The organism is Mesorhizobium sp. BE184 (assembly GCF_031457045.1).
Classification (GTDB): Bacteria; Pseudomonadota; Alphaproteobacteria; order Rhizobiales; family Rhizobiaceae; genus Mesorhizobium.
In genome coordinates, this window is sequence record NZ_JAVDVU010000001.1 from 1,358,384 (window position 1) to 1,384,987 (window position 26,604).

Sequence of the window (26,604 nt, forward strand, 5' to 3'; positions counted from 1 at the left end):
CAGTCGGCAGTCGGCAGTCGGCAGTCGGCACTGCATCGTGCACAGATTTCAGCCGTGCAAGGCCAATTTACCCGATTGCCGATTGCCTATTGCCGAATTACTTCCATCACCGCCTCGGCTGCGATCTCGCCGGCCGGGCGGTCGGTCGCCATGCGGCGGCGCACCTCCGCAAAGCCTTCCTTCTGCCAGGCGCGCATCTCGGTGTCGGTGAACAGCGCCTCGACATGCCGTGCCAGATTCCCCGGCCGGACATAGTCGTTGTAGAACTCCGGCACGATGGCGCGGTCGGCGATCAGGTTCGGCAGCAATGCCGACCAGGACGTGATCAGCCGCTGCGCAAGGCGCATGACCGGGTCCAGCCGGTATGCCGAAACCATCGGCACCCCGCTCAGCGCAAGTTCGAGCGAGACCGTGCCGGAGGCAATCAGCGCCGCATCAGCCTGGCCGAAAGCCTGCCATTTGGCGTCCTGGGCGGTGACAATCTCGGGCTGATCCCGCCAGCCGGAAACCGACGCGCGCACCAGATCGGCCACATGCGGAACGGTCGGCAGCAGCAGCCGCAATCTATGCCCACGCGCCTGCAGCACCGAAACGGTTTCGCCGAACGGTTCGATCAGCCGGTGCACCTCGCTGCGACGTGAACCCGGCAGCAACAGCAGCGTCTTGGTACGCTCCGCCGACAGATCGCGCGGATTGCGCTGTCCTTCGGCTGCCAGCGCGACGCCGGCATCGTGCGTCAGCCGGTGGCCGACATAGGTGCCCGGCGGCCCACCCAGGCGCTGCAATTCGGCCGGCTCGAAGGGCAGCAGGCACAATATGCGATCGACATAGGGCTTCATGGCGGGCGCCCTGCCCGGCCTCCAGGCCCAGACGCTGGGGCAGACATAATGGATGACCGGAATGGACGGGTTCGCCGCGCGCACCTTCTTCGCAACCCGCAGCGAGAAATCCGGACTGTCGATGGTGACGAGGCAATCCGGCTGCTCGGCGGCGATGGCAGCGGCTGTCTGGCCGATGCGGCGGATCAGCCGCGGCAGGTCGCGCAGGATGGCGCTGACGCCGACCAGCGCGATCTCGCCGGCATCGAACAGCGAGGCAAGCCCGAGTTCCTGCAAATGGCGACCACCGATGCCGGCAAGGTGAACCTCGCGGCCGCTGGCAAGCTGCAGCGCCCGTACGAGATCCGCGCCGAGCAGATCGCCGGATTCCTCCCCAGCGACCACCGCGATTCTGAGCGGCCTGCTGTCCGTCGGCTCATGCTCCATGGATGCGGTCTCCATGAACATCATCCTTTGCCGGCAGGCCGATGACGAACAGGCCCAGCCGGTCTGCGGCTTCGATCACCCTGCCCGCCTCCATCACCAGCGAGCGCCCGGCCTCGACGGCAATGCCGGACAGCCCGGCGGCATGGGCCAGTTCGACGGTCTGCGGGCCTATCGATGGCAGGTCGGCGCGCACTTCCTGCCCGGGCTTGGCGCATTTGACCAGCACCCCGCCCGCCTTTCCGGCAAGGCGTCCGTGACCGCGTAAATCCTTCACCCGCTCCAACAGGCCGTTGGTGCCCTCGATGCCTTCGAGCGCGACAGCCCTGCCACCGATGGCCACCGCGGCCTGGCCGATGTCGAGTGCCCCGATCGCCTTGGCGGCCGCACGCGCGGCCTCGATGTCCCGCCAGTCCGATTTTTTGGGCGCGATCTTTCCGAAAGCGCCTTCGCTAGCAAGCAGATCGGGCACGATCTCGTGCGCGCCGACCACCTGGAAGCCCCGTGCCTCAATGCCGCGAACCAGTATCTTCAACAGGCCGTCGTCGCCGCGCGCCAGCGCCCTGAGGAGGAGCGGAACGATGGACAACAGCCCGAAATTGAGGCGCATGGCCGAAAGCCGGGGCCGCCGCCTGATCTCACCGGCCAGCACCAGATGGGTGACGCCATGGCGCTTCAGTGTGGCCGTGAGCGAGCCGACATGCTCCAGCGCCAATGTCTCATGTTCGTACCGGTCAAGCCCGGCATCGGGCCCGACCTCGCCTTCAACGATAAGGACGAAGGGGGCCAGGCCTTGCCGCTTCAGCGTATCGGCCACTTCGATGGGCAGGCTGCCGCCTCCGGCGACGATCCCGACCTTGCTGCCGGGAGGAAGCTGAAAACGCGCGGCGTCTTCAGTCTTCGTCATCGGCATCGTCGTCGGCTCCGCCCGTCAGCGGCGGCATGGCGTAATGGCGCTTGCCCCGGCTGGAGATGAAGTCGATGATCTTCATGGCTGTGGGCGATCCGGAAAATTCGCCCCGCGCCAGTTCGACATTCTCACCGATGGTGCGGGAGCGGTCGAAGATCGTCCGGTAGGCCCGGCGCAGCAGATGGATTTCGGCGCGCTCAAGCCCCGAGCGTTTCAGCCCGATAATGTTGAGCCCGCGCAACTGGGCACGGTTGCCTACGGCAATCGCGTAAGGGATGACATCGCCGACCACGGCCGAGCAGCCGCCGAGAAAGGCATTGTCGCCGACGCGAACGAACTGGTGCACGGCGGTCAGCCCGCCGATGTTGACGTTGTCGCCGATCTCGCAATGGCCGCCGAGCGTCGCGCCATTGGCGAAGGTCGCGTTCTTGCCGACGATGCAGTCATGCGCGACATGCGCATAGGCGAGGAAATTTCCATTGTCGCCGATCACCGTTTCGCCCCGGCTTGTATCGGTGCCGGTGTGCATCGTCACGCCCTCGCGGATGGTGCAGTTCGCGCCGATGATGAGCGTCGTTCGCCCGCCCTTGTGCCGCGCGTTCTGCGGCGGCGCACCGAGCGTTGCCATCGGGTAGACCCTGGTGCCTGCGCCGACCGTGGTCGCTCCCATGATCGAGACATGGCTGACCAATTCCACGTTGTCCGCGACAATGGCATCGGCGCCGACATGGCAGAAGGGACCGATGCGAACGCCCGCGCCGATCTGCGCGCCGGCTTCGACAACCGCCGAAGGATGGATGGAAGTCTCGATTTTCATAAGCACCCGGGGGTTCAGTCGTTCTCGACCATCATAGCGGAAATCTCGGCCTCCGCGACTTTTGCGCCGTCGACAAGACCCTCGCAGGCGAATTTGAGGAGATTGCCGCGTTTTTTGATCTTCTTCACCGCAATGCGCAACTGATCGCCGGGAACGACGGGCTTGCGGAACTTGGCCCCGTCGATGGTGAGGAAGTAGACCAGGGATGGTTTGGTCGTCCCGAGTTGGCGGATGCAGATGGCGCCGGCGGTCTGCGCCATCGCCTCGATGATCAGCACGCCCGGCATCACCGGCTGGTCCGGAAAATGGCCAAGGAAATGCGGCTCGTTGATGGTCACGTTCTTGATGCCGACGGCGGAATCGTCACCGTCGATCTCGACGATGCGGTCGATCATCAGGAACGGATAGCGATGTGGCAGGAGCTTCAACAGCCCCATAATGTCCACCGCCCCCAGCGCAGCGCCCGCCGCGTCAGCCATTCTTGTCCCCCTTGGTGTGCTTGGTGAAATTCCGGATGGCTGAAAGCTCGCGGAAGAAATCGCGCATCGGCTGCGCCGGCAGGCCGGCCCAGCGCTCGCCGGCCGGAATGTCGTACATCAGGCCGGAAGATGCGGCCACCTGGGCGCGGTCGCCAACGGTGATGTGGTCGGCGATGCCGACACGGCCGCCCAGCATGACGAAATCGCCGAGCGTCACCGAACCGGAAAGACCGCAATGGCCAGCGATAATGCAGCCGCGCCCGATGCGGACATTGTGGGCGATCTGCACCAGATTGTCGATCTTGGTCCCCTCGCCGATGATCGTATCGGCCATGGCGCCGCGGTCCACCGTGGTGTTGGAACCGATCTCGACATCGTCCTGGATGATGACGCGGCCGATCTGCGGCATACGTTCCGGGCCTTTCGGACCCGGCACGAAGCCGAAACCGTCCTGGCCGATGCTGGCGCCGCCATGGATGATGACGCGATTGCCGATCAGCGCATATTGCACGCTCACATTGGGGCCGACATAGCCATCACGGCCGATCTGGCATCCGGCTCCGATTACGGCGTTGGGGGCAATGATGGTGCCGCTGCCGATGGCGGCGCCCGGACCGACCACCGCGCCGGCCTCGATGATGGCGCCCTTCTCGACCTTCGCAGTCGCATCCACATGAGCCTGCTTGGATATGCCCTTTTCAGACGTCAGCGCGACGGGCGTGGCCGCGGCCGGGAAAAGCAGCCTGCCGATCGTGGCGAACGCCAGTTGCGGCCGCTGGTTTACCAGCACGGCGACGCCGGTGGGCGCCGCGTCAGCCAGTTCAATGGGACAAAGGACGGCCGTCGCGAACAGTGACGCCATCAGGCCGGCATTGCGCTTGCCATCGACGAAGACGAGCGCGCGCTCGCCGCCTTCGGTCGCGGAAGCTATGGTGTCGATGACCGTATCGGCATAGGCCGGGTTGACCAGCGACGAGCCAGTCAAGTTCGCGACCTCGGCCACCGTATACTGGCGGGAAGGCGCGAAAAACACCGGTTCGGTCATCGCAAAGCAATATCCAGCTGATCGGGTCACACGTTTCCGGACCGCGAGGCCCGGAAACGTCCGCGCTTAGAAGCGGGTGGACATGCCGAAGTTGAGTTCCTGGACGTCGTCGGTCTTTTCCTTCTTGACCGGTACGGCGTAATCGACGCGCAGCGGCCCGAACGGCGAATCCCACAGGATGCCGATGCCGACGGAAGCGCGCCATTCCATATTAGCCGACCCGGACAGAACACGGTTGGACGCTAACTCCGTACCGTAGAGGGTCGCAGCGTCGGCAAACACCGCGCCACGCAGGCCGAGGCTTTCCGGAACTGCTGGCAGCGGGAACTGCGCTTCCGCCGAAGCATTGAAATAGGTCGTACCACCGACATGATCGTCCGCATCGTTGGCTATCGGACCGATGCCATTGTACTCGAAGCCGCGGATCATACGGTCGTTACTCTTGAAATGGTCGAACACGCGCAGCTTGCCATCGCCATAGCTGGCGATATAGCCAGCGCCGCCCGAAAACACGCCGACGATATCCAGCTCTTCCGACAATGTCTGGTAGTAGGAACCGCGCGCCGTCAGCTTGACATATTTGGCGTCGCCGCCGACGCCGGCGAACTCGGCGCCGAGATTGGCGTAGATACCGCTATGCGGCTTCTTCTCGTTGTCGATGGTGTTGTAAATCAGCGCGCCGCTGATCGACGACTTCAGCCACGGGCTTTCATCGATGCCATCGAGGATTGCAGTGGAGACCGTACATTTCAGAGGGTCATATCCACCGGCGGTTATGCAATCGTCATCCAGCTCGTACTTCTCCTGCGAGATATTGTAGGCGAGCTGAGTTGTGATGTTGTCGGTGATCGGCAGGCCGAAACGGATCGTCGCGCCGGTCGATTCAGAGTCGTAATTGTCATAGTCGCGGGTCGACTTGAAGATATCGAAACCAGCGGAGATGCGGTGGCCGAGGAAATACGGCTCCGTGAATGAGAACGAATAGTCGCGCGAATTCTTGCCGCCACCCGCCGAGAAGCGGATGAACTGGCCGCGGCCGAGGAAGTTGCGCTCGGACACCGAACCCTGCACCGAAGCGCCGGGCGTGTCGCCACCGGTCGAATAGCCGGCGCCGATGGAAAATTCACCGGTCGATTTCTCGGTCACATCGACGACCAGGACGACCTGGTCCGGCTCGGAGCCGGGCGCCGTGGAGATATCGACCTTCTCAAAGAAATCGAGGGCTTCCAGCCGCTTCTTCGCGCGCTGGATCAGCACCTGGTTGAAGGCGTCGCCTTCGCTGATATCGAACTCGCGGCGGATGACGTAGTCGCGCGTGCGCGAATTGCCGCGGATTTCGATACGCTCGACATAGGCCTTGGTGCCCTGATCGACCGTATAGACAACCGAAATGGTGCGGTTTTCGTAATTGCGGTCGCCGCGCGGCGTAACCTGCGCGAAGGCATAGCCCTGGCCAGCAACACGCTCGGTGATGGCGATGATCGAATCTTCGACATCCTTGGCGCTGTAGACATCGCCGGCATGGGACTCGACCACCGAATTCAAAGAGGCCGCATCGACTTCCGGAATGGTGCTGTCGACGGACACGTCGCCGAAGCGGTAGCGCTCGCCTTCCTGCACGGTGATGGTGACAGTGTATTCGTTGGTCGCATCGTCAAGCTCGCCGAACGCCGAGACGACCTGGAAGTCGGCATAGCCGTGATTGTAGTAGAAACGGCGCAGCAGCTCTTCGTCGGCGCGCAGCTTCTGCTCGTCATAGACGTCGTCGCGCAGCAGGAACGACAGCACGGTCGAACGCTTGGTGTTGATGACATCGGCCAGACGACGGCTGGAATAGGCCGTGTTGCCGACGAAATTGATCGCCGCGATCTTGGTGCGGTCGCCTTCGGTGATGTTGAACACAACATTCACGCGGTTGTCGCCCAGATCCATGATCTGCGTCGTCACCGAGGCGTCGTCGCGGCCGATATTGCCGTAGGCAGCCTTGACCGCCTGGGCATCGGCGTCGAGCGTGGCCTGCGAGAACGAACCGCGCGGCTTCAGCTGCACGACGTTCGAAAGCTGCGCGTCCTTGATCTTCTTGTTGCCCTGGAAGAGCACCTGGTTGACCACCTTGTACTCGGACACGGTGATGACCAGCGAGGAGCCGACCTGGTTGATCTGGACGTCGGAGAACAGGCCGGTGCCGAACAGGCCCTTGACGGCCTCGTCGATGTCGCCGCCCGAGAACGACTTGCCGGGCTTGATCGAGACATAGTTGCGGATCGTATCGGCATCGACGCGCGTGTTGCCACGCACTTCGATCCTGCTCACCACAGCAGCCTCGGCCGCCGAAACGGCGGCGAACTGAACAACAAGCGCACCTGGAACAACCAGGGCGGCGGACAAAGCCGCCGCTGAAGCAGCGCTAAGAAACTTGGATGCCTTCATCGGGCTCTATAACCTTTTTCTCGAAGTCCCCACGGCGAGAAAACCGGACGTCGCGGTAAATTTCCCATACCGTAATAACCGGATTTTCCCTACACGCAAGGCTTCTGGTTAATTTGTATTTACTTCCCGCGCAGGCGTGGCTTTCGCGTCACGCATATCCCCACGCATGGTAAACGCACCCTCAATGCCATCGGCTGACGTACTGAATTTGTTCATGATTTCAGCACCCGAACAGATCGTTCCAGAACACGAACCCCATGAAGCCCAGAACCAGAACCAACCCCGTTCGGTAGACGGCCTCCATCATCCATTCCGAAACGGGCCGCCTGATGACCGCCTCGATGGCATAAAAGGCGAGGTGACCGCCATCCAGCGGTGGAATCGGCAGCAGATTGAGGATGCCGATGCCGACGGACAGCAACGCCACCAGCTGCACCAGCCATTCGAAGCCGAGCTTGGCCGCCTGACCGGCCATGCCGGCGATCTTCACCGGACCGCCGAGCTGGCATTTGTCCTCCCGGCCGACGGCGAAGCGCGTCAGGAACTGGCCTGTGCGCTCGATGATATGGCCGGTTTCCGACACCGCCGCTGAAAGCGCCTGCACCGGGCCGTAGGTGACGAGCCGCGGCTGGCCGACCTGCTCGTTATTGGTGACACCGATGATCGCAACCTTGACCTTGTTTCCAAGCGCGTCTTCCTGCTCCATCAGGCTCGGCGTCGCGGTCAGACTGACTTCCTTGCCATCGCGCAGCATGACGAAGGTGATCGCGTCCCCTGCCCGGCCTGAAACCAGCCGCTGCACGTCGCCGAAGGTTTCGACCTTGCGGCCGTCGACGCTGACGAAACGGTCGCCCGGCATCACTCCGGCCTGTGCAGCCGGGCTGTCGGCGGTCACCGAAGCCACCATCGGCTCCGAGACATAGCGCCCGTAGACGGAAAACAGCACGGTAAACACGGCGATGGTCAAAAGGAAATTGAACAGCGGACCTGCGAACACGGTGGCGGCGCGCTTCCAGATCGGCTGCGTGTGGAAGGCGACCTTGCGCTCGTCCTCGCTCAGGGCGTCGAGTTCCTCGGCGCCGGGCTGGCTGGAGGTCGCGTTCATATCTCCGACGAACTTCACATAGCCGCCGAGCGGCACGGCGCAGAGCTTCCAGCGCGTGCCGTGCCTGTCATTGAAGCCGACGAGTTCCGGCCCGAAACCGATGGAAAAGGCCTGAACGCCGATGCCGCAGGCGCGGCCGACCAGATAGTGACCCATCTCATGCACGAACACGACGACCGTCAGCACGAACAGGAACGGCACGAGCGTGCCGAGGACAATGCCCTCGGTGCTGAAGACGGCGTGCATGATCTCGGTCAAAAGGTGCCCTCTATGCCGTAACGGCCGGCTCTGACTTCTTCGTCAAAGCAGGCAAATCCATGACGCGCGCAACAGCCCGCGCCCTTCATGCGGGGAAAAGTCCCTGCGCCGGGTGCTCGGCCGACGCCGCCATCCAGCCGATCAGGTAAAGGGCGAACGCCGCCGCGACAAGCCCGTCCACCCTGTCCATGACGCCGCCATGGCCAGGGATCAGATTGCCCGAATCCTTGCGCCCATGCCGCCGCTTGACCCAGGATTCGAACAGGTCGCCTGCCTGGGCGACGACGGAAAGCACCAGCGCCACCAAAGCCAGCGTGAAAATATTGCCGGCGCCAGCCAGGATCGCCAGCAGCACGCCGGCCACGACGCCGCCAACCGCGCCGCCGACCGCGCCGCTGCGTGTCTTGCCGGGCGAAATGGAGGGCGCGAGCTTCGGCCCGCCGACCGCGCGCCCGACAAAATAGGCAAAGACGTCGGTCGCCCAGACGACTGCGAAAAGAAACAGCACCGCAACCAGCCCTGCATGGTTGGAATCGCGAAGCAGCGCCAGCGACAGGCCGGAAAGCCCGGCATAGGCGAGCCCGGCGGCGTCCCATTGTCCGGTGCCACGCATGGAGGAAAAAATGGCCGTCGCCGCCACGATAGCCGCCAGCAGCAGCAGAAGGGACCAGGCCGGCAAATCGGCGACCAACGCCAGCGCAAAGACCAGCATCAGCGCTTGCGGCAGCAGGTTTGTGGCCGGTCCGATCGACGACACCGCCGACCGCGCCATCTGCGTCCATTCGTAGAAAATCGCGCCAGCGATTACCGCGCTGGCCAATCGGAACAGGAAACCGCCGAACCATGTCGGAACAAGAATGACCGCAACCAGCACAAGCGCCGAAATGACGCGAACTTGAAGGTTGCTCATTGCGCGCTCATGACGCGACGTCTTGAGCGGCGAGGCCTCCAAACCGCCTTTGACGCCCGCTGAAATCGCGCAGCGCTTCGGCAAAATGGTCGCGGCTGAAATCGGGCCAGTAGCACGGCAGGAAAACCAGTTCGCTGTATGCCGCCTGCCACAGAAGAAAGTTGGAAAGCCGCAATTCACCGCTGGTGCGGATGACCAGGTCAGGGTCGGGAATGTCCGAGGTGTCCAGGGCGGACGAAAACGTTTCCATGGTGATCGCCTCGGCGGCGATTTCGCCTCGGGCGACGGCATTGGCCAAGCGGCTCGCGGCGCGTACGATCTCGTCGCGCCCGCCATAGTTGAAGGCGATGACGAGCGTCAGTCCTGTGTTGCCGGCGGTCAGCGCCTCGGCGTCTTCAAGCAGGCCGCGAATGTCCGGCTGCAGGCCGACGCGGTCGCCGATGATACGAACCTTGACGCCGTTCTGGTGCAATTCGGCGAGATCGCGCCGGATGAAAAGCTTCAGCAATCCCATCAGGTCGCTGACTTCCGACTTCGGCCGCGACCAGTTCTCGGACGAGAAGGCATACACCGTCAAATAGGACACTCCGAACTGCGGAGCCGCCCGCACCGCCTGGCGCAACGCCTCGACGCCGGCCCGGTGGCCGGCAAGTCGCGGCAGGCCGCGGGCCTTAGCCCAGCGGCCATTGCCGTCCATGATGATCGCGACATGCGCGGGTGCCCCGGGGCTTGCCATTCTCTCGCTTTCGGGTGGCTTTGCAGCAGACCCTAAACCTGCATGATTTCCGCTTCCTTTTCGGAAAGCAGACTGTCGATGGTGCTGATCGTCTCGTCCGTCAGCTTTTGCACGCTGTCGGATCGCTTGCGCTGGTCGTCCTCGGAAATATCGCCGTCCTTTTCCGCTTTCTTGAGAAAGTCCATACCGTCGCGGCGCACATGGCGCGCAGCGACACGGGCATTCTCGGCATAGCCATGCGAAATCTTCACCAGTTCCTTGCGCCGCTGCTCGTTGAGCTCGGGCAGCGGTATGCGCAAATTGGTGCCATCGACGATGGGGTTGAAGCCGAGATTGGCTTCGCGGATGGCGCGGTCGACGGCGCTGACCATGGATTTGTCCCAGACCGACACCGAGATCATGCGCGGCTCCGGAACCGATACGCTGGCGACCTGATTGATCGGCATGGCGGTGCCGTAGGCCTGCACCTGCACGGCGTCGAGGAGATTGCTCGAGGCACGCCCGGTGCGCAGCGAAGCCAAGTCCTGCTTGAAGGCGGCGATCGCCCCGTCCATGCGCCGTTTCAGATCGTCATAGTCGCCACTCATAACCGTCTCCTCGGCCCGTTCGCCGGGCTCGCTTTCAATCGTCTGCGACGACCGTGCACCGGCCGCCGCCTCTCAGTATATCGCCAAACCCGCCCTTCTCGTGGATCGAATAGACGATTATCGGAATGTTGTTTTCGCGCGCAAGGGCAATCGCAGCCGTATCCATGATCGAGAGACCGCGATTGATCACTTCGGCATGGCTGATCCGCTCGAAACGGGTCGCCTTGGGGTCCTTCTTCGGATCGGCGGAATAGACACCGTCCACCTGCGTGCCCTTGAACAGGGCATCGGCGCCGATTTCGGCCGCACGAAGCGCGGCCGCCGAATCGGTGGTGAAGAACGGGTTTCCCGTGCCGCCGGCGAAGATGACGACCTTGCCCTGGTTCATATAGGCGGTGGCCTGGCGCTGCGAGAAGCTTTCGCACAGTTCCGGCATGGCGATGGCCGACAGCACCACCGCATCGACGCCGATCTTGATCAGGGAGGTACGCAGCGCCAGCGAATTGATGACCGTCGCCAGCATGCCCATATGGTCGCCGGTAACACGGTCTCCACCCTTGGAGGCGACCGCGACGCCGCGGAAGATATTGCCACCACCGATGACGACGCCCACCTCGATGCCCAGCGCCCGCGCTTCAGCAATGTCCGATGCGATGCGGTCCACAACCGATACGTCGATGCCGAAATGCTGATCGCCCATGAGCGCTTCGCCGGAAGCCTTGAGCAGGACACGTCGGTAGAGAGGCTTGGCCGTCATATCGTCCCCGAAATCATGGTGGCGGACATGCAGGGCGGCTCGCCGCCCGGCGCCACCCGATATTGCCGCAATGGCTTGACCCGATACACGAAGGACACCGCGATGTCACGCGGGGCCGCACGCGTGCATTCGAACGTTTTCCTTGAGTTCAAACAGAAAATCGGCCGGGTATCTTTCAGGACACCCGACCGATAAACGCTCGTAAAAATGCTGGAGACCTAGCCCTTGGCGGCAGCCGCAACTTCCGCCGCGAAGTCGGTCTCTTCCTTCTCGATGCCTTCGCCGAGGGCGAAACGCACATAGGCGGTGATCTTGGCCGGAGCGCCGATTTCCTTCTCGGCTTCCTTCAGCGCCTTCTCGACGGTGAGGTCGGGATTGAGCACGAAAGCCTGCTTCAACAGCACCACTTCCTCGTAGAACTTGCGCAGCCGGCCCTCGACCATCTTCTCGATGATGTTCTCGGGCTTGCCGGAGGCGCGCGCCTGATCCGAGAAGATCGCCTTCTCGCGCTCGACAGCGGCCGGATCGATTTCCGATTCGCTCAGCGCCAGCGGGTTGATCGCCGCGATATGCATGGCGACCTGACGCGCGAAGGCGCCGGCCTTATGCGCATCGCCGGTCGTCTCGATCGCCACGAGCACGCCAAGCTTGCCGAGATTATCGGCAACCGAATTGTGGATGTACGTCGCCACCGCGCCCTGGCTGACCGTAAGCTTGTCGGAGCGACGGAAGGACAGGTTTTCGCCGATGGTGCCGACGGCATCCTTGATGGTGTCGGTGACCGACTTGTCGGAACCGGGATACTTCGCCATGGCGACAGCTTCCGTCTTGCCATAGGCCAAGGCGACCTTGGATACATTGGCGACGATCTGCTGGAAGGCGTCGTTTCGGGCGACGAAGTCGGTCTCGGAATTGACCTCGACGATCGCCGCTTCGCGCACTCCGGAATCGACGCCGATAAGGCCCTCGGCCGCGGTGCGGCTGGCCTTCTTGTCGGCCTTGGAAATGCCCTTCTTGCGCAGCCAGTCGACGGCGGCTTCCATATCGCCATTGGTTTCGGCCAGGGCCGCCTTGCAGTCCATCATGCCCGCGCCGGTGAGGTCGCGCAGTTCTTTGACCTGTGCTGCTGAAATGCTCATTGTCGCCTCTTTGTTCGAAATGCCCATTGGATTCAAATGGGTGGCGCACCATCGAGCCTTCGATGATGCGCCTCGCTCAAGCGCTTAGCGCGCCGATGTGTGAGATGGATGAAGGCCGCGAACGGCCTCCACGATCAGGCTTTCGGTGCGTCGTCCGTCGGAACAGGCGTCTCCTCGGCAACCGGAGCCGATGCTTCTTCGATAGCCGGCTCGACCGGAGCCTCAGCCGAAGCGCCGACGTCGACGCCCAGAGCGCCCTGCTGGCGCGCGATACCGTCGATGGCCGCCTTGGCGATCAGATCGCAATAGAGCTGGATGGCGCGCGCCGCGTCGTCATTGCCGGGGATCGGGAAGTCGATCTTGTCCGGATCGCAGTTGGAATCGATGATCGCGACGACCGGGATGCCGAGACGCTTCGCCTCGAGGATGGCGATGGCTTCCTTGTTGGTGTCGATGACGAACATCAGGTCGGGCGTCGAGCCCATGTCCTTGATGCCGCCGAGCGCCTTGTCGAGCTTCTCGCGCTCACGGTCGAGGTTCAGGCGTTCCTTCTTGGTGAAGCCATGGGCTTCGCCGCCCGACAGGATCTCGTCGAGCTTGCGCAAGCGCTGGATCGAATTGGAGATCGTCTTCCAGTTGGTCAGCATGCCGCCGAGCCAGCGGGAGTTGACGTAGTACTGGGCCGAACGCTGCGCGGCGTCGGCGACGATGTCCGAGGCCTGGCGCTTGGTGCCGACGAACAGCACGCGGCCGCCCTTGGCGACAGTATCGGAAACCTGCTTCAAAGCCTGATGCAGCAGCGGAACCGTCTGCGACAGGTCGATGATGTGGATGTTGTTGCGGGCGCCGTAGATGTAGGGCGCCATCTTCGGGTTCCAGCGGTGGGTCTGGTGGCCGAAGTGGGAACCAGCTTCAAGAAGCTGGCGCATGCTGAAATCGGGCAATGCCATTCTTTATTTCCTTTCCGGTTGGCCTCCACGGACAACGACGTTTCGGGAAAAGCCCCTGACGCCACCGGCGGTCGCCTCCGGATTTCTCCCGGTCGGAAACCAAAGTCCGTGTGTGGAATGAGCGCGCATATAGAGGGGAAGGCCGGGAAAAGCAAGCGGGGCGGCAATAGGGTGCCGCGACACGAGGCCGCTTGCGCGCGGCGCGGCAAACCGGCATCGATTGGTTTCGACCCACCCGCCCTGCCACCAGGAAGGCCGCCCGGCCCATGCCGCTTCCCGAAACGATGGAATCCGACAAAGCCGTCGGCACGTTCGCCAGTATCTTCCTGATCTTCCTCAGGCTGGGGCTGATCTCTTTCGGCGGACCCGTCGCTCATCTCGGTTATTTCCGCGACGAGTTCGTAACGCGCCGACGGTGGGTGGATGACCGGCATTATGCCGATCTCGTTTCCCTGTGCCAGTTCCTGCCCGGGCCGGCCTCCAGCCAGGTCGGCTTCTCGCTCGGTCTGCTGCGCGGCAATGGCTTGATTGGTGGCCTGGCCGCGTGGCTGGGCTTTACGCTGCCTTCGGCGATCCTGATGCTGGGTTTCGGTTTAGGAGCAGCGTTGTTGGCCGGCCCGACGGCGGACGCCATCGTGCATGGGCTCAAGCTGGTTGCGGCCGCCATAGTCGCGCAGGCGCTTTGGGGCATGACGCGTTCATTGGTGCCCGACCTGCCGCGCGCTCTGATCGCCCTCGCCGCTCTCACCATATCGCTGGCAGTCGGCGGCTTCCTGGGGCAGATCGGACCGATCGTGCTCGGCGGTCTTTTCGGCGCCTATTTCTGCACAGCCAAGGCCGGCGTGGCGCCATCCAGCCTCCCCGTCCCGGTCTCCAGGCAGGCCGGCCTGGCGGCGGTCGCCGCGGCGATGCTGCTGTTTGTGGCATTGCCTCCGGCTGCAACCCTCGGTGGCGGCGCGCACATCGTCGGACAGTTCAATGCCTTTTATCAATCCGGCGCGCTCGTCTTCGGCGGCGGGCACGTCGTGTTGCCCTTGCTGCAAGCCTCTGTGGTCGAGCCCGGCTGGGTATCCCAGGAAAGCTTTCTTGCTGGCTACGGACTGGCGCAGGCCCTGCCCGGCCCGCTCTTCACCTTCGCGGCCTATCTCGGCGCGAGCATGGCTCCGGGTTTCGCCGGCATCGTCCTCGGCCTCATGGCGCTGATCGCGATATTCCTGCCGGGCCTGCTGCTCGTCTATGGCGCGCTGCCCTTCGTCGGCGCCTTGCGCGCAAACGCCCGCACCGACGCGGCCATGCAGGGAACGAACGCCGCTGTCGTCGGTGTACTGGCTGCCGCCTTCTATGATCCGGTACTGGTAGGTTCGGTTTTCAGTCTGTTCGACGCTTGTTTGGCCTTGGCCGGCTTCGCAGTGCTGGTTTTCGCGCGAGCGCCGTCCTGGACGGTGGTGCTGCTGGTTCCGGCCGTGATGCTGGTGCGCGCCTACCTCTGATGCTGCCGCCGGAAATCCCGCACCTTCACCCGCTTGTACACTGCCACGATCTGCTCGCGGCTGCATTCCACCGCACCCAGCCGCACGGCCCGGTCGCGCTCCAGACCGGTGATGTCATAGTGCGGCGCCGCCGTTTTCGGCGGTCCCTGGTAGGAAGAGCGCTTTATGCCGAGCTGCGCGGCGAAACGGTGAAGTTCATCGACATCGTCGGCCAGCAGATGGCACCATTTGCGGCCGGCCCACTTCCAGATCGCAGCATCGACATAGACCGCCATGCACCGGCTGCTACTGATTGCAGGTCTTCTGCGGCGCCGGGTCGAACAGGGAAAGATTGACCAGCTTGCCCGTCATCGAAAACTCGCCGTAGTCCATCACCAGGTCGCGCGTCAGGCCGTTCTCATGCAGCTTGAAGGAGATGCGGTACTGCGGAACTTCCTCGCCACCCTGCTTGTCGCTTTCGTCGAAATAGGCGATGTCGACCGGCCAGTACTTATCCTTGGCCAGTTTCGACAGAGCCGGCAATTCGGGGTCGCTCTTGCTCGCCTCGGTCGCCTTGCCGACGACGACGGTCGTGGCCATGATCTTGTTGGCATCCTCGGATCCGTCGAAAAGGCTGGTTTCGTAAAAGTTTTCACCCTTTTCAGCCTTGCCGATCAACTCGACCAGATGCTGTGTCGGAAACTGCGAGGCCATCAGTTCCAGCGAATCCTTCTTCGGCTTCTCGATGTCGACCCTGACCCCTTTGGTATCGCGGACCGCCTTGCCCCTCACCTCCTTGTCGAGATTCTGGTCGACGAAGGACTTGGTGAGGAAGGAAAAAGTCTTGCCCTGGCCGTCCTCGAACGTCGTCGTCTGCTGGTCCGTCAACCGCGAGCTTTCACGCGTGTCGATCTGTGTGACAAAGCGGAAATTGACCGCATACCCCTCACAGGCCGAGCCATTGAACTCGTAGACCATCCGGCCAGAGATGCCGGTGATGCCGGAGCGTTCGGACGCCTTGTCCAGCGACAGGTCATAGACGGCCCGATGCGGTTGCAAGGGCGGCACGGCCAAGGCCTGGGCCGGCAACAGGGCAGCCGAAAGCAACAGGGCTGGAAGAACGAGGCGCTTGGCCCGCATGGCGGTCTCCGGTCATGGCGGCTGATGCAGCGCGCGGGGATAGATGATCCAGCTTAAAAAAAGTCGTGGCATAAGCGAGGCAAAAATAGCAATTTCGGCCACGCCGACGCATGTCATCAAGCAATAGGGAAATACCATGGCTGAAACAATCGAAAAGCGGCTGAGCGATCTGGGCATCGTCATCCCGGCGGCCGCGGCGCCGGCCGCCAACTATGTGCCCTATGCGCGAACCGGCAACCTGCTGTTCACGGCCGGACAGTTGCCGCTCAAGGATGGCAAGCTCCAGGCTGCCGGCCTGCTGGGACGCGAAGTCGACACTGCGACGGGAAAGGAAGCGGCGAAGTTCTGCGCCATCAACGTGCTGGCGCAGGCCAAGGCCGCGCTCGGCGATCTCGAGAAGATCAGCAAGCTGGTGAAGATCACGGTCTTCGTCGCCTCGACCCCGGATTTCACCGAGCAGCATCTGGTCGCCAACGGCGCGTCCGACCTTCTGGCGGCTGTCCTTGGAGAGCGCGGCAAGCACGCCCGCGCCGCCGTGGGCACCGCCTCGTTGCCGCTCAACGCAGCGGTCGAGGTCGAAGCGATATTCGAGGTCGAATAGCGATCATGAGCGATCTTTCCTGGTTGACCGCGCGCCCTATCGCCCATCGCGGCCTGCATGACCTCAACAAGACCCGGTGGGAAAACACGCTTTCCGCCTTTTCAGCAGCCGTGAAGCACAACTACGCCATCGAATGCGATGTCCATCTGACATCGGATTTCGTTCCGGTCGTCATCCATGATGACGACTTGAAGCGGCTGGCGGGCCAGGACGGGTTCGTCTGGCAGCGCACCACCGCCGAAATGCAGCAATTGCGCATTGGCGGCACCGCCGACCATGCTCCGACGCTGGACGAGATGCTGAAGCTGGTCGCCGGGCGCGTTCCCCTGGTCATCGAACTGAAAGGCACGCCGGGTCGCGACGAAGGGCTGGTGGCCGCGGTCGGCGAGAGGCTGAAGAAATACGACGGCAAGGCGGCGATCATGTCGTTCGACCACTGGCTGATCCGCGATTTTTCCAAATTCGCGCCGGGCATCCCCGGCGGCCTCACTGCCTATGGCAAGGAGAACAGGCTGATCGAGGCGCATTTCTCCATGCTGGCCCACGACCTCGCTTTCACCTCCTACGCCGCCGGCGACCTGCCGAATCCGTTCGTCAGTTTCGTGCGCAAGAAGCTGAAGATGCCGGTCATCACCTGGACGGTTCGCGACCAGCCGGCGCTGGAGCTGAGCTACAAATATGGAGACCAGATCACCTTCGAGGGCTTCCGCCCGGAAGTGCCGGTCGCGTGAAGTCCCAAGCCACAGGATGGCCTTGCACCCGCCATGCGGACGATTAAGTAAGGCTGATGAATCAAGGCAGCGACGGAGCCGGCAAGACTGCGCAGACAGATTATGTCGTGCGTATCGCCAACGGCATGGCCGCGTTCGATGCTCCTGAATGGGACAAGCTCGGCGGCACCGTTCCCGGATCACCGGGCGGCTACAACCCCTTCCTTTCCTTCGCTTTTCTGAGTGCGCTGGAGGATTCCGGCTGCGCCATCCGCCGCAGCGGCTGGCAAGGCCACCATCTGCGGCTGGAAACGGCCGACGGCCGTCTGCTCGGCGCCGTTCCCTGCTATGTGAAGTCGCACAGCCAGGGCGAATACGTGTTCGACCATGGCTGGGCCGACGCTTTCGAGCGCGCCGGCGGGCAATATTATCCGAAGCTGCAATGCTGCGTCCCGTTCACTCCTGCAACCGGACCGCGCCTGCTTGTGTCGCAGGGCGAGGATGAGGATGCCGTCAAGGCCGGCCTTGCCGCAGGCATCAAGCTCGTCACCGACAGGGTGGGCGTATCCTCCGCACACGTCACGTTCATGCCGCAAGCCGATATCCCGACCCTCGAAGCTGCCGGCTTCCTTCACCGCACCGATAAGCAGTTCCATTTCTTCAACGAAGGTTTTGCCACTTATGACGATTTCCTGGCGACGCTCGCCTCCCGCAAGCGCAAGGCGCTGAAGAAGGAGCGGCGCGAGGCGCTGGCCGACGGCATCGGCATCGAGCGGTTGACCGGCAAGGATTTGACCGAGCGGGTGTGGGACGATTTCTACGCGTTCTACATGGATACGGGCGGCCGCAAATGGGGCCGGCCCTATCTCAACCGGGAGTTCTTCTCGCTCATTGGCGAACGCATGCCGGACGATATTCTGCTTGTCATGGCCAAACGAAACGGGCGCTACATCGCCGGAGCGATCAATTTCATCGGCTCGGACGCGCTTTTCGGCCGCAACTGGGGCTGTATCGAAGATCATCCCTTCCTGCATTTCGAGGTCTGCTACCATCAGGCAATCGACTTCGCCATCGAGCGAAAGCTGAAGGTCGTCGAAGCCGGCGCGCAAGGGGAGCACAAGCTGGCGCGCGGCTACCGGCCCGTCACCACGCATTCCGCGCATTACATCGCCCACCCTGGCCTGCGGCGCGCCATTGCCGACTATCTCAGGCGTGAGCGGCAGGACGTCGAGCAGATGAGCGGGTATCTGGAAGAGCACACGCCTTTCCGCAAGAACCTGGAACAGACGATAGAGGATGAGTAACCGCAGTCTGGCGCGCCTCGTTGGCTATGGCCAAGTGGCGTCAGTTTGGAGTACCCCTGCGGTCAGTCGTTCGTCCGCTTTTTCGAGGCCAATCATGACAGAATACGATCCCGCCAACGTCTTCGCCAAAATCCTGCGCGGCGAACTGCCTGCATACAAATTCTACGAAGACGATGCGACCGTCGCGTTCATGGACCTGATGCCCCAGGGCGACGGGCACGCGCTGGTGGTTCCGAAGGCGCCGTCGCGCAATCTGCTCGATGCCGATCCGGAAACGCTGGGCGCCTTGTTCAAGACCGTGCAGAAGGTGGCCAAGGCGCTAAAGTCCGCCTTCAACGCCGACGGCGTCACCATCCGGCAATTCAACGAACCGGCGGCGGGACAGAGCGTCTATCACCTCCACGTCCACGTTCTCCCTCGCTTCGAGGGCGTTGAGCTAAAACCCCATGCAGGGGTAAAGGAAGATCCGGACGTGCTCACCGCCAACATGGAAAAGGCGCGCGCCGCCATGCAGGCTGCCGGCTGACCGTCAAAGGCCCATATAGAGCCCGATACAAAGCACGATTTCGGTGGTGACGATGCCGACCAGCATCCGTTTGCCACTGACGATATAGGCAAAAAAGCCGAGCCCCGCAGCGCCGATGCGGAAGGCAAGTGACGTATCGGCCAGGGCGCCCGTGGGAAACACGATCAGATTGCCGATGACCGCCGCCACCAGCGCCGTCGCCATGGTGCGCACCAGCACCATGGCCTCGGAGTCTTCCGACATCCGGCCGCCGAGATAGACGCCAAGGAAGCGCCATATGTCGGTGGCCATCCATCCGCCGACGAGAATGAAGAGATAAGGCCACCACCAGGCCGAATTGCTGAAAAACGTCATTCGGCCCGCCTCCTCTTGGTGACAACGTGCCAGCCATAGGCAAGGCCGCCACCGATGAGCCCGGCCGCAACCAGATCGAACTCGGGCAACAGCAGGTGGAAGACAGGGCCGAGCACCAGCCCCAGCACCATGGCGACATGGACGGCGCGCTCCCGTGCCGAACCCCATAGCGACGTCAGGAAGTAGATCGGCGTCAGCATGAACAGCACCGCCGATACCGCCGGCGGCAGCGATTGCGCCAGGACAAAGACGACAGCCACCACCAGCATGTTGAACAGGATCAGCGTAAAGCCGAGCCCCGCATAGTAGGTCGTGCGCATGTCGCGCGGCACGGTTCGGAAACGTTCGAGGGCGACCACCCAGGAAGTAACGGCCACGCAGTGCGCGAGTGCGTAGAGCACCCACCTTGGGGTACGCTCGGTGCGCACCTCGGGCATGATCGACACCACCATCGGCATCAGCCGGATTGCCGACAGCGTCACGGCAAGCGCCGCTGCCGGCAGCGCCGTATTGGAGATGACGCTGCCGACCAGCACCACTTTCGAGGGGAGCGCCCAGACGATGCCGGTCATGAACACCGTCTGCGTCAGCGTCAGCCCGGCATCCTTGGCAAGTGCGGCAAACCCGATGAAGGAGCTCGCCAGGATAAGACCCGGCAGGGAAAAGGCGGCGCGAATGCCTCTCAGCAGCCAGACGCGGCGGCGGTATGAACGTCTCGAAAGGGATGGATCAACAGGCATCGAAATGTCGGGTAGCATAGAGGCGGCGCTGGAACGATATCAAAATGTGTCTGGCCCAGCAGTTGACCTCAGGGCATTTCGGCCCGATCGATCCTGACGCACACCTGAAGAATTGCCGCCGGACGGCGCCGATTAGCGAAATGGCAAGCGGTTTGCGCATAAGTTCGCGCGAACCCATGAGGATCGCATGGTCCAGACAATGTCCATCACCCCGCGAACATCGCCAGCCTGGCACGATTACGGGCGAATCTTTCTGGCTGCCGTGTGGCGTCACCGCCAGATTCATGCGCTGGCGATCGGTACGTTGGTTCTTTCCCTGCTGATCGGCTGGCATACCCGCAGCGTGCCCGACTTCGGGACCGTAGCCGATTTCGGGCTGTACCTGCTGGCGGCTTTCTGGCTCGGCGGCTGCGGATTTGCGCTCGTCAAACTGGCCTGGCTCGCGATTGTGGAGCGCGATCCCCACCCTCTTTCGTCATTTCTGCGGCCATTCGGGCATTTTTTCAGCAATGGCGAACGCCTGGCGAACGGCATCAACGGCATAGCCGCCTTTATCCTTTTTGCCAGCGCTTTCGGCGTGCTCAAGGGTTCGATATCGATCCTGAAGCCGTTTTCCTGGGACGAAACGCTGATGCGGTTCGACCGCTTCCTGCATTTCGGCAGGGAGCCTTATGAATGGCTCTGGTGGCTGGTTAGCAGTCCGCTCGCTGTTCTTGGCCTGAACTTCGCCTACAATTTCTGGTTCGTTGTCCTCGTCGGCTCGATATTCGCCTGCGCCATAACCCAGCGCGACAATGCGCTCAGGCATCGCTACCTCATCAGCTTGATGACGCTGTGGCTTGTCGGCGGATTTTTCGTCGCAATCGGTTTCTCATCCGCCGGTCCCTGCTATTTCGCTCGGCTTGGCCTGGGCGACGACTACCAGCCGCTCACCGACGCCCTCGCCGCAGCCGCACGCAGTCACGCGGTCTGGGCTCTGCAGACCCAGGATACGCTTTGGAGCGGCTACCTGAACATCGCAAACGGCAATACCGGCATTTCGGCCTTCCCGTCCCTGCACGTGGCGACCGCGGTTCTTATCGCGCTTTATGCGGGCGCGCGGTCGAAACTGGCCGGGGCCTTGCTGGGTGTCTTCGCCGTCCTGATCATGACCGGCTCGGTCGTACTGGGATGGCATTATGCCGTCGACGGATACGCAGGCGCCATCCTTGCAGTGATCGTATGGAAGACGGCGGGTCTCTTCATCCGGCGCTTTCCGGCCGCGGATATGCCGCTCCGCTAGATCCTGCCAACAAAAAAGCCCCCGGCGAACCGGGGGCTTTTTCGATTTTCGCGACTGGCTGGCGGTGCTCAGTTTTTCCGTGGCAGTTGCGGCACCAGGCTGCGCTTGCCGCCGTCCTTGCCTTTCGGCTCTTCTTTCTTCGCGACCGCCTTCTTGGCCGCCGGCTTCCTGGCCGGAGCCTTGCGGGCCTTCGGCCTGTCGGCCGGCTCTTCCTTCTTCGGCTTCACCGGCGCTTCGTCGGCCAGCGATTCCAGCTTGAGACCGGATTCGCCAGTCTCCTTTTTCTTGACCGTGACGCGCACCGTGCCGCCGTTCTTCAGCTTTCCAAACAGCACCTCGTCCGCCAGCGGCTTCTTGATATGCTCCTGGATGACGCGGCCGAGCGGACGCGCGCCCATGCGCTCGTCGTAGCCCTTGTCGGCCAGCCACGCGATGGCGTCGGGCGACAGGTCGAAGGTGACGCCACGCTCGGAAAGCTGCGCTTCCAGCTGCATGACGAACTTCTGCACGACCTGATGCACGACCGGCACCGGCAGCGAGCCGAACGGGATGATCGCATCGAGACGGTTGCGGAATTCCGGCGTGAACAGCCGGTTGATGGCCTCCACGTCGTCGCCCTCGCGCTTGGTCGAGCCGAAACCGATGGCAGCGCGCTGCGCATCCGAAGCACCCGCATTGGTGGTCATGATCAGGATCACGTTGCGGAAATCGATCGACTTGCCGTTATGGTCCGTCAGCTTGCCATGGTCCATCACCTGCAACAGGATGTTGAACAGGTCCGGATGGGCCTTCTCCACTTCGTCCAGCAAAAGCACGCAGTGCGGATGCTGGTCGACGCCGTCGGTCAACAGGCCGCCCTGGTCGAAGCCGACATAGCCGGGAGGCGCGCCGATCAGCCGCGAGACGGTGTGGCGTTCCATATATTCCGACATGTCGAACCGCAGCAGCTCAACCCCGAGCGACGCCGCCAACTGCTTGGCAACCTCGGTCTTGCCGACGCCGGTCGGACCCGAGAACAAATAGGAGCCGATCGGCTTCTCCGGCTCGCGCAGGCCGGCGCGCGCCAGCTTGATCGCCGAGGTCAGCGCGGTGATGGCGGTATCCTGGCCGTAGACGACCCGCTTGAGTTCGATCTCCAGACCCGCCAGCACCTTCTCGTCATCCGCCGAGACGGACTTCGGCGGGATGCGCGCCATGGTGGCGATAGTCGCCTCGATCTCCTTGATGCCGATGGTCTTCTTGCGCTTGGCCTCGGGCACCAGCATCTGCGAGGCGCCGGTCTCGTCGATCACGTCGATCGCCTTGTCCGGCAACTTGCGGTCGTTGATGTAGCGGGCCGAAAGCTCGACCGAAGCCTTGATGGCGTCGGCCGTGTACTTGACCTTGTGGAAATCCTCGAAATAGGGCTTCAGCCCCTTCATGATTTCGATGGCGTCCTCGATGGTCGGTTCGTTGACGTCGATCTTCTGGAACCGGCGCACCAACGCCCGGTCCTTCTCGAAGAACTGGCGGAACTCCTTGTAGGTGGTCGATCCGATGCAGCGGATCGCGCCGGAAGACAGCGCCGGCTTCAACAGGTTGGACGCATCCATGGCGCCGCCGGACGTTGCGCCGGCGCCGATCACGGTATGGATTTCGTCGATGAACAGGATGGCGCCCGGATAATCCTCAAGCTCCTTCACGACCTGCTTCAGCCGTTCCTCGAAATCGCCGCGATAGCGCGTGCCGGCAAGCAGCGTGCCCATGTCGAGCGCGAAGATGGTCGCGTCGTTCAACACCTCCGGCACATCGCCCTCGACGATCCGCTTGGCCAGGCCTTCGGCGATCGCCGTCTTGCCGACGCCGGGGTCGCCGACATAGAGCGGATTGTTCTTCGACCGGCGGCACAGCACCTGGATGGTGCGGCTGATCTCCGAACTGCGGCCGATCAGCGGATCGATGCGGCCGGCCTTCGCCTTGTTGTTCAGGTTGACGCAATAGGCGGTCAGGGCATCCTGCTGCTTCTTCTTGCCGCCGTCCTCCTGCGGATCGGCGCCTGGTACGCCGCCCTGCTCTTCCTCGGCCCCGCGTGGGGTCCTGCTCTCGGAAGCGCCGGGGCGCTTGGCGATGCCATGCGAGATATAGTTGACCGCGTCGTAGCGGGTCATCTGCTGTTCCTGCAGGAAGTAAGCGGCATGGCTTTCGCGCTCGGCGAAGATGGCGACAAGCACGTTGGCGCCGGAAACCTCTTCGCGGCCGGATGACTGCACATGGATCACGGCGCGCTGGATCACGCGCTGGAAACCGGCGGTCGGCTTGGAATCCTCGTCATAACCGGTGACGAGGTTGTCCAGTTCGGTATCGATATAGGTAACCACGGTCTGCCGCAGTTCGCTCAGGTCGACATTGCAGGCGCGCATGACGGCCGCGGCCTCGGCGTCGTCGATCAGGGCGAGCAGCAGGTGTTCGAGAGTTGCATATTCGTGGTGACGTTCATTGGCGAACGTCAACGCCTGGTGGAGCGCTTTTTCCAGCCCTTGGGAAAATGCAGGCATCAATTCCTCACTTCTTCTCCATCACGCATTGCAGCGGATGCTGATTCTGTCGGGCGAAATCCATGACCTGAGACACTTTGGTCTCGGCCACCTCGAATGTATAGACCCCGCATTCGCCCACCCCATGATTGTGAACATGGAGCATGATGCGCGTGGCGGCTTCGCGGTCCTTCTGGAAAAACCGCTCCAGGACGTGGACCACGAATTCCATCGGGGTGTAGTCGTCGTTGAGGATCAGAACCCGATACAGGCTGGGCTTTTTGGTCTTGGTCTTCGTGCGCGTGATGACAGCTGTGCTGCGTCCGGCCCCATTGCCGTCACCGCCTTCGTTTTGCATACGCGCCACATGTGTCGTGGCAGTTAGACCGATTGTCACTTAGCCCTGCCTCTGGGTCGAATCCCCGTCTATGTAACGACATGTAGGTCTTCGTTGCCGGATTTTAAGCCCTTCTGGTTGCCTGACAATACAGCCAGGCCGCCAATCCGCCGGGTTTTTCGCAAACTTGATTTATGCGGACGCCATGAAACGAAAAAACCCGGCCGCAGAAACGCGACCGGGTTCGTTTGCGGGGCGAATGCCTGCAATCGGACAGAATTGAAAGCCCGTTACTTCGCCTTGGCGACGAGCGATTCGAAAGGCTTGTAGGTTTCCTTGGCGAGCTCGGCGTAAAGATCGCCGATCTTGGTGGCCTCAGCAACAAGCGACTCGTACGACTGCTTCACGTAGTCGGTCTGGATTTCCACCGCGTTCTCGAACGACTTGGCGGAAAACAGCTTCTCGAAAAAGGCGCTGCCGTTCTCAAAGCTCTTCTTGCTGTAGTCGGTGGCCTCGACGGCGATCGCCTGGGCGCCCTTGGAAACGGACGCGAAGCTCTTGAGCCCGGTGTCGGCGAACTCCTTGCCGTATTTACTGAAGTCCTCGTAGGTCTGGGTCATCTGCGCGGCTCCTTGGATCCGACTTGTTGTGCAATGCCCTGTAGATATTGTGCAGCGCACAAAAAGTCAATGTGCGCCGCAATCAGTGAGTCGGATGCGCCGCCGTTTACTAAGATTCGAATAAAGTTTGCCTCGACTGCGGGAAAATTGGTGAACGCGGCGGTTACCATAAACGGATTGGTAACGTTGCCCACGCTAGCTTGCCCCATCGGGCGGGACCTTTGCCCTCCCCAGCAACAAAAAAGTCAAAGGGTAAAACAGTGCGTAAGGCGTTGGCGGCAGTTATTTCCAAATCCCTCTCATCCTTTAAACCGGCCGTGATCGCCCTTTTGGCGATGACGATCGTCGTGGCCGACGTGACGGCCTCCCTGGCTGCGCAATACGCGGCCGTGGTGATCGACGCGAAGACCGGCAAGACGCTTTACGCCAAGGACGCGAATGCGCGGCGCTATCCCGCTTCGCTCACCAAGATGATGACCCTTTACATGGCTTTCGAGGCCCTCTCGAAGGGCAAGATCAACAAGAGCACGCCGATCGTCTTCTCGGCCAACGCAGCCGCCGAACCGCCAACCAAACTCGGCGTCCGCAAAGGCGGATCGGTGACGGTGGAAACCGCTATCCTGTCGATGGTGACCAAGTCGGCCAACGATTCCGCCACGGCCATGGGCGAGTTCCTGGGCGGCTCCGAAGAGAATTTCGCTCGCATGATGACGGCGAAGGCGCGCGCGCTCGGCATGAAGAGCACCGTCTTCCGCAATGCCCACGGCCTGCCCAACCCGGCCCAGTTCACCACCGCCCATGACATGGCGGTTCTCGGCATCGCGCTGCGCGAGCACTATCCGCAGTATTACGGCTATTTCTCCCAGCGTTCGTTCATGTATGGACGCACGCGCATCAACGGCCACAACCGGCTGCTCGGGCGCATCAGGGGCGTCGACGGTATCAAGACCGGCTACACCCGTGCCTCCGGCTACAACCTCGTCTCTTCCGTCGAGGACGGCAACCGCCGGCTGGTGGCGGTCGTCATGGGCGGCGCCTCGGGCGCCAAGCGCGACGCTCAGATGGCCCAGCTGATCAAGGCCTATCTGCCGAAAGCCTCGCCGCGCGGCGACGGCCCGCTGGTCGCGCTGGCGGAGAACAATCCGGTCACGGCGCTCGCCAAGGTGCTGTTGCCCAAGAACGACGTGCCGACGCCCGGCCGCCGGCCGCGGGAAGAGGTTCAGGTGGCCTCGGCAAACGCCGAGATCGAACTGCCGACCAAGGCGGAAGCCGCCGCTGTCGCGCCGGTGCCGGCTCCGGTCGTGGAAGCCTATGCCGCGGCCGAACCCGCCGCGATCGATCCTGTGTCGACCGCGTCCGTCTCGGCCGGCTGGGTCGTCCAGGTCGCGTCATCCCCCAGCCCGTCGGAAGCGCAGTCGGCTCTCGACAAGACCGCGAAGAAGGCGCCGGCCGTGCTCGCCGAAGCCGCTGGCTTCACCGTTCCCTTCGCCAAGGGCGGGGTAACGTTCTACCGCGCGCGCTTCGGCGGCTTCGAATCCAAGGATGCCGCATGGAACGCCTGCAACACTTTGAAAAAGAAGAAAATTTCCTGCTACGCCGTACAGCAGTAACTGATACGGCGGG

Annotated in this window: 26 protein-coding genes and 1 pseudogene; 7 read left to right on the forward strand and 20 right to left on the reverse strand. The window is 62.7% G+C overall.

The features are described 5' to 3' along the window. Window positions 1–86 precede the first annotated feature (86 nt). The 13 genes and pseudogenes from lpxB to rpsB all read right to left on the reverse strand — a co-directional run bounded on the left by lpxB (window position 87) and on the right by rpsB (window position 13,385). A complete protein-coding gene (gene lpxB / locus J2X35_RS06675; RefSeq protein ID WP_310183164.1) occupies window positions 87–1,280 on the reverse strand; it encodes a lipid-A-disaccharide synthase in 1,194 nt (397 codons plus the stop codon). Beyond that, complete coding sequence (locus J2X35_RS06680) at window positions 1,255–2,169, reverse strand: UDP-2,3-diacylglucosamine diphosphatase LpxI domain-containing protein (protein WP_310183167.1); 915 nt, start codon at window positions 2,167–2,169, stop codon at window positions 1,255–1,257. Before J2X35_RS06680 ends, lpxB begins: the two co-directional genes overlap by 26 nt. Further along, entirely contained in the window at window positions 2,156–2,989 is an 834-nt protein-coding gene (lpxA, locus tag J2X35_RS06685; protein WP_310183168.1) for an acyl-ACP--UDP-N-acetylglucosamine O-acyltransferase, read from the reverse strand. Before lpxA ends, J2X35_RS06680 begins: the two co-directional genes overlap by 14 nt. A gap of 14 nt (window positions 2,990–3,003) precedes the next feature. After that, window positions 3,004–3,468: a 3-hydroxyacyl-ACP dehydratase FabZ gene (gene fabZ / locus J2X35_RS06690; RefSeq protein ID WP_310183169.1), complete on the reverse strand. Its 465-nt coding sequence runs from the start codon at window positions 3,466–3,468 to the stop codon at window positions 3,004–3,006. Then, the gene (lpxD, locus tag J2X35_RS06695; protein ID WP_056109860.1) at window positions 3,461–4,513 is read right to left on the reverse strand and encodes a UDP-3-O-(3-hydroxymyristoyl)glucosamine N-acyltransferase; all 1,053 of its coding nucleotides are present in this window, start codon (window positions 4,511–4,513) and stop codon (window positions 3,461–3,463) included. The genes fabZ and lpxD overlap by 8 nt, the downstream gene beginning before the upstream one ends. 66 nt (window positions 4,514–4,579) lie before the next feature. Next, window positions 4,580–6,943, reverse strand: coding sequence for an outer membrane protein assembly factor BamA (gene bamA / locus J2X35_RS06700; RefSeq protein ID WP_310183171.1), 2,364 nt, complete (start codon window positions 6,941–6,943; stop codon window positions 4,580–4,582). 220 nt (window positions 6,944–7,163) lie between these two features. Then, window positions 7,164–8,306 carry an RIP metalloprotease RseP gene (gene rseP / locus J2X35_RS06705; protein ID WP_310183172.1) on the reverse strand — a complete coding sequence of 381 codons (1,143 nt, stop codon included), beginning with the start codon at window positions 8,304–8,306 and terminating at the stop codon, window positions 7,164–7,166. A gap of 85 nt (window positions 8,307–8,391) precedes the next feature. After that, window positions 8,392–9,216: a phosphatidate cytidylyltransferase gene (locus J2X35_RS06710; RefSeq protein ID WP_310183173.1), complete on the reverse strand. Its 825-nt coding sequence runs from the start codon at window positions 9,214–9,216 to the stop codon at window positions 8,392–8,394. 7 nt (window positions 9,217–9,223) lie between these two features. Continuing rightward, window positions 9,224–9,964: pseudogene (locus tag J2X35_RS06715) on the reverse strand (isoprenyl transferase); the annotation flags it as partial. A 20-nt stretch (window positions 9,965–9,984) separates the two neighbouring features. Then, window positions 9,985–10,539 (reverse strand): ribosome recycling factor, encoded by a 555-nt coding sequence (gene frr / locus J2X35_RS06720; protein WP_056109867.1) that lies wholly within the window; start codon window positions 10,537–10,539, stop codon window positions 9,985–9,987. Window positions 10,540–10,573: 34 nt separating this feature from the next. Further along, the gene (pyrH, locus tag J2X35_RS06725; protein WP_056109869.1) at window positions 10,574–11,296 is read right to left on the reverse strand and encodes a UMP kinase; all 723 of its coding nucleotides are present in this window, start codon (window positions 11,294–11,296) and stop codon (window positions 10,574–10,576) included. A gap of 218 nt (window positions 11,297–11,514) precedes the next feature. Beyond that, window positions 11,515–12,435, reverse strand: a complete 921-nt coding sequence (tsf, locus tag J2X35_RS06730; RefSeq protein ID WP_310183177.1) for a translation elongation factor Ts — start codon at window positions 12,433–12,435, stop codon at window positions 11,515–11,517. Window positions 12,436–12,569: 134 nt separating this feature from the next. Continuing rightward, complete coding sequence (gene rpsB, locus J2X35_RS06735; RefSeq protein WP_310183180.1) at window positions 12,570–13,385, reverse strand: 30S ribosomal protein S2; 816 nt, start codon at window positions 13,383–13,385, stop codon at window positions 12,570–12,572. Between the two features lie 266 nt (window positions 13,386–13,651). Between rpsB and chrA the strand changes: the two genes are divergently transcribed. Then, window positions 13,652–14,875, forward strand: coding sequence for a chromate efflux transporter (chrA, locus tag J2X35_RS06740; RefSeq protein ID WP_405023184.1), 1,224 nt, complete (start codon window positions 13,652–13,654; stop codon window positions 14,873–14,875). Here the strand turns inward: chrA and J2X35_RS06745 are convergent. Then, window positions 14,866–15,150, reverse strand: a complete 285-nt coding sequence (locus tag J2X35_RS06745) for a DUF4031 domain-containing protein (RefSeq protein WP_056109877.1) — start codon at window positions 15,148–15,150, stop codon at window positions 14,866–14,868. The genes chrA and J2X35_RS06745 overlap by 10 nt on opposite strands. Window positions 15,151–15,160: 10 nt before the next feature. After that, window positions 15,161–15,994, reverse strand: a complete 834-nt coding sequence (locus J2X35_RS06750) for a cell envelope integrity EipB family protein (RefSeq protein WP_310183182.1) — start codon at window positions 15,992–15,994, stop codon at window positions 15,161–15,163. Window positions 15,995–16,130: 136 nt separating this feature from the next. Here J2X35_RS06750 and J2X35_RS06755 point away from each other — a divergent pair, with 136 nt between their 5' ends. From J2X35_RS06755 to J2X35_RS06770, 4 genes are all read left to right on the forward strand, one after another. Further along, window positions 16,131–16,595: a RidA family protein gene (locus tag J2X35_RS06755; protein ID WP_056109880.1), complete on the forward strand. Its 465-nt coding sequence runs from the start codon at window positions 16,131–16,133 to the stop codon at window positions 16,593–16,595. A 5-nt stretch (window positions 16,596–16,600) separates the two neighbouring features. After that, window positions 16,601–17,326 (forward strand): glycerophosphodiester phosphodiesterase, encoded by a 726-nt coding sequence (locus tag J2X35_RS06760; RefSeq protein ID WP_310183184.1) that lies wholly within the window; start codon window positions 16,601–16,603, stop codon window positions 17,324–17,326. A gap of 56 nt (window positions 17,327–17,382) precedes the next feature. Beyond that, on the forward strand, window positions 17,383–18,609 hold the full coding sequence (locus J2X35_RS06765) for a GNAT family N-acetyltransferase (RefSeq protein ID WP_310183187.1): 1,227 nt from the start codon (window positions 17,383–17,385) through the stop codon (window positions 18,607–18,609). Window positions 18,610–18,703: 94 nt separating this feature from the next. Next, complete coding sequence (locus tag J2X35_RS06770; protein WP_310183190.1) at window positions 18,704–19,135, forward strand: HIT family protein; 432 nt, start codon at window positions 18,704–18,706, stop codon at window positions 19,133–19,135. Window positions 19,136–19,138: 3 nt separating this feature from the next. Here the strand turns inward: J2X35_RS06770 and J2X35_RS06775 are convergent, their stop codons facing one another. Together J2X35_RS06775 and J2X35_RS06780 are read right to left on the reverse strand one after the other, a co-directional pair. Then, complete coding sequence (locus J2X35_RS06775; protein WP_310183193.1) at window positions 19,139–19,489, reverse strand: AzlD domain-containing protein; 351 nt, start codon at window positions 19,487–19,489, stop codon at window positions 19,139–19,141. After that, the gene (locus J2X35_RS06780; protein ID WP_310183195.1) at window positions 19,486–20,229 is read right to left on the reverse strand and encodes an AzlC family ABC transporter permease; all 744 of its coding nucleotides are present in this window, start codon (window positions 20,227–20,229) and stop codon (window positions 19,486–19,488) included. The genes J2X35_RS06775 and J2X35_RS06780 overlap by 4 nt, the downstream gene beginning before the upstream one ends. Window positions 20,230–20,416: 187 nt before the next feature. Here J2X35_RS06780 and J2X35_RS06785 point away from each other — a divergent pair, with 187 nt between their 5' ends. Then, window positions 20,417–21,511 carry a phosphatase PAP2 family protein gene (locus J2X35_RS06785; protein WP_310183197.1) on the forward strand — a complete coding sequence of 365 codons (1,095 nt, stop codon included), beginning with the start codon at window positions 20,417–20,419 and terminating at the stop codon, window positions 21,509–21,511. 68 nt (window positions 21,512–21,579) lie between these two features. Here the strand turns inward: J2X35_RS06785 and clpA are convergent, their stop codons facing one another. The 3 genes from clpA to J2X35_RS06800 form a co-directional block, all read right to left on the reverse strand. Then, entirely contained in the window at window positions 21,580–24,045 is a 2,466-nt protein-coding gene (clpA, locus tag J2X35_RS06790) for an ATP-dependent Clp protease ATP-binding subunit ClpA (protein WP_310183200.1), read from the reverse strand. Between the two features lie 7 nt (window positions 24,046–24,052). After that, on the reverse strand, window positions 24,053–24,382 hold the full coding sequence (clpS, locus tag J2X35_RS06795; protein ID WP_056109892.1) for an ATP-dependent Clp protease adapter ClpS: 330 nt from the start codon (window positions 24,380–24,382) through the stop codon (window positions 24,053–24,055). 269 nt (window positions 24,383–24,651) lie between these two features. Then, window positions 24,652–24,981, reverse strand: a complete 330-nt coding sequence (locus tag J2X35_RS06800) for a phasin family protein (protein ID WP_056109894.1) — start codon at window positions 24,979–24,981, stop codon at window positions 24,652–24,654. Between the two features lie 260 nt (window positions 24,982–25,241). Here J2X35_RS06800 and J2X35_RS06805 point away from each other — a divergent pair, with 260 nt between their 5' ends. Continuing rightward, the gene (locus J2X35_RS06805; RefSeq protein ID WP_310183203.1) at window positions 25,242–26,591 is read left to right on the forward strand and encodes a D-alanyl-D-alanine carboxypeptidase; all 1,350 of its coding nucleotides are present in this window, start codon (window positions 25,242–25,244) and stop codon (window positions 26,589–26,591) included. The last annotated feature ends 13 nt before the right edge of the window (window positions 26,592–26,604 follow it).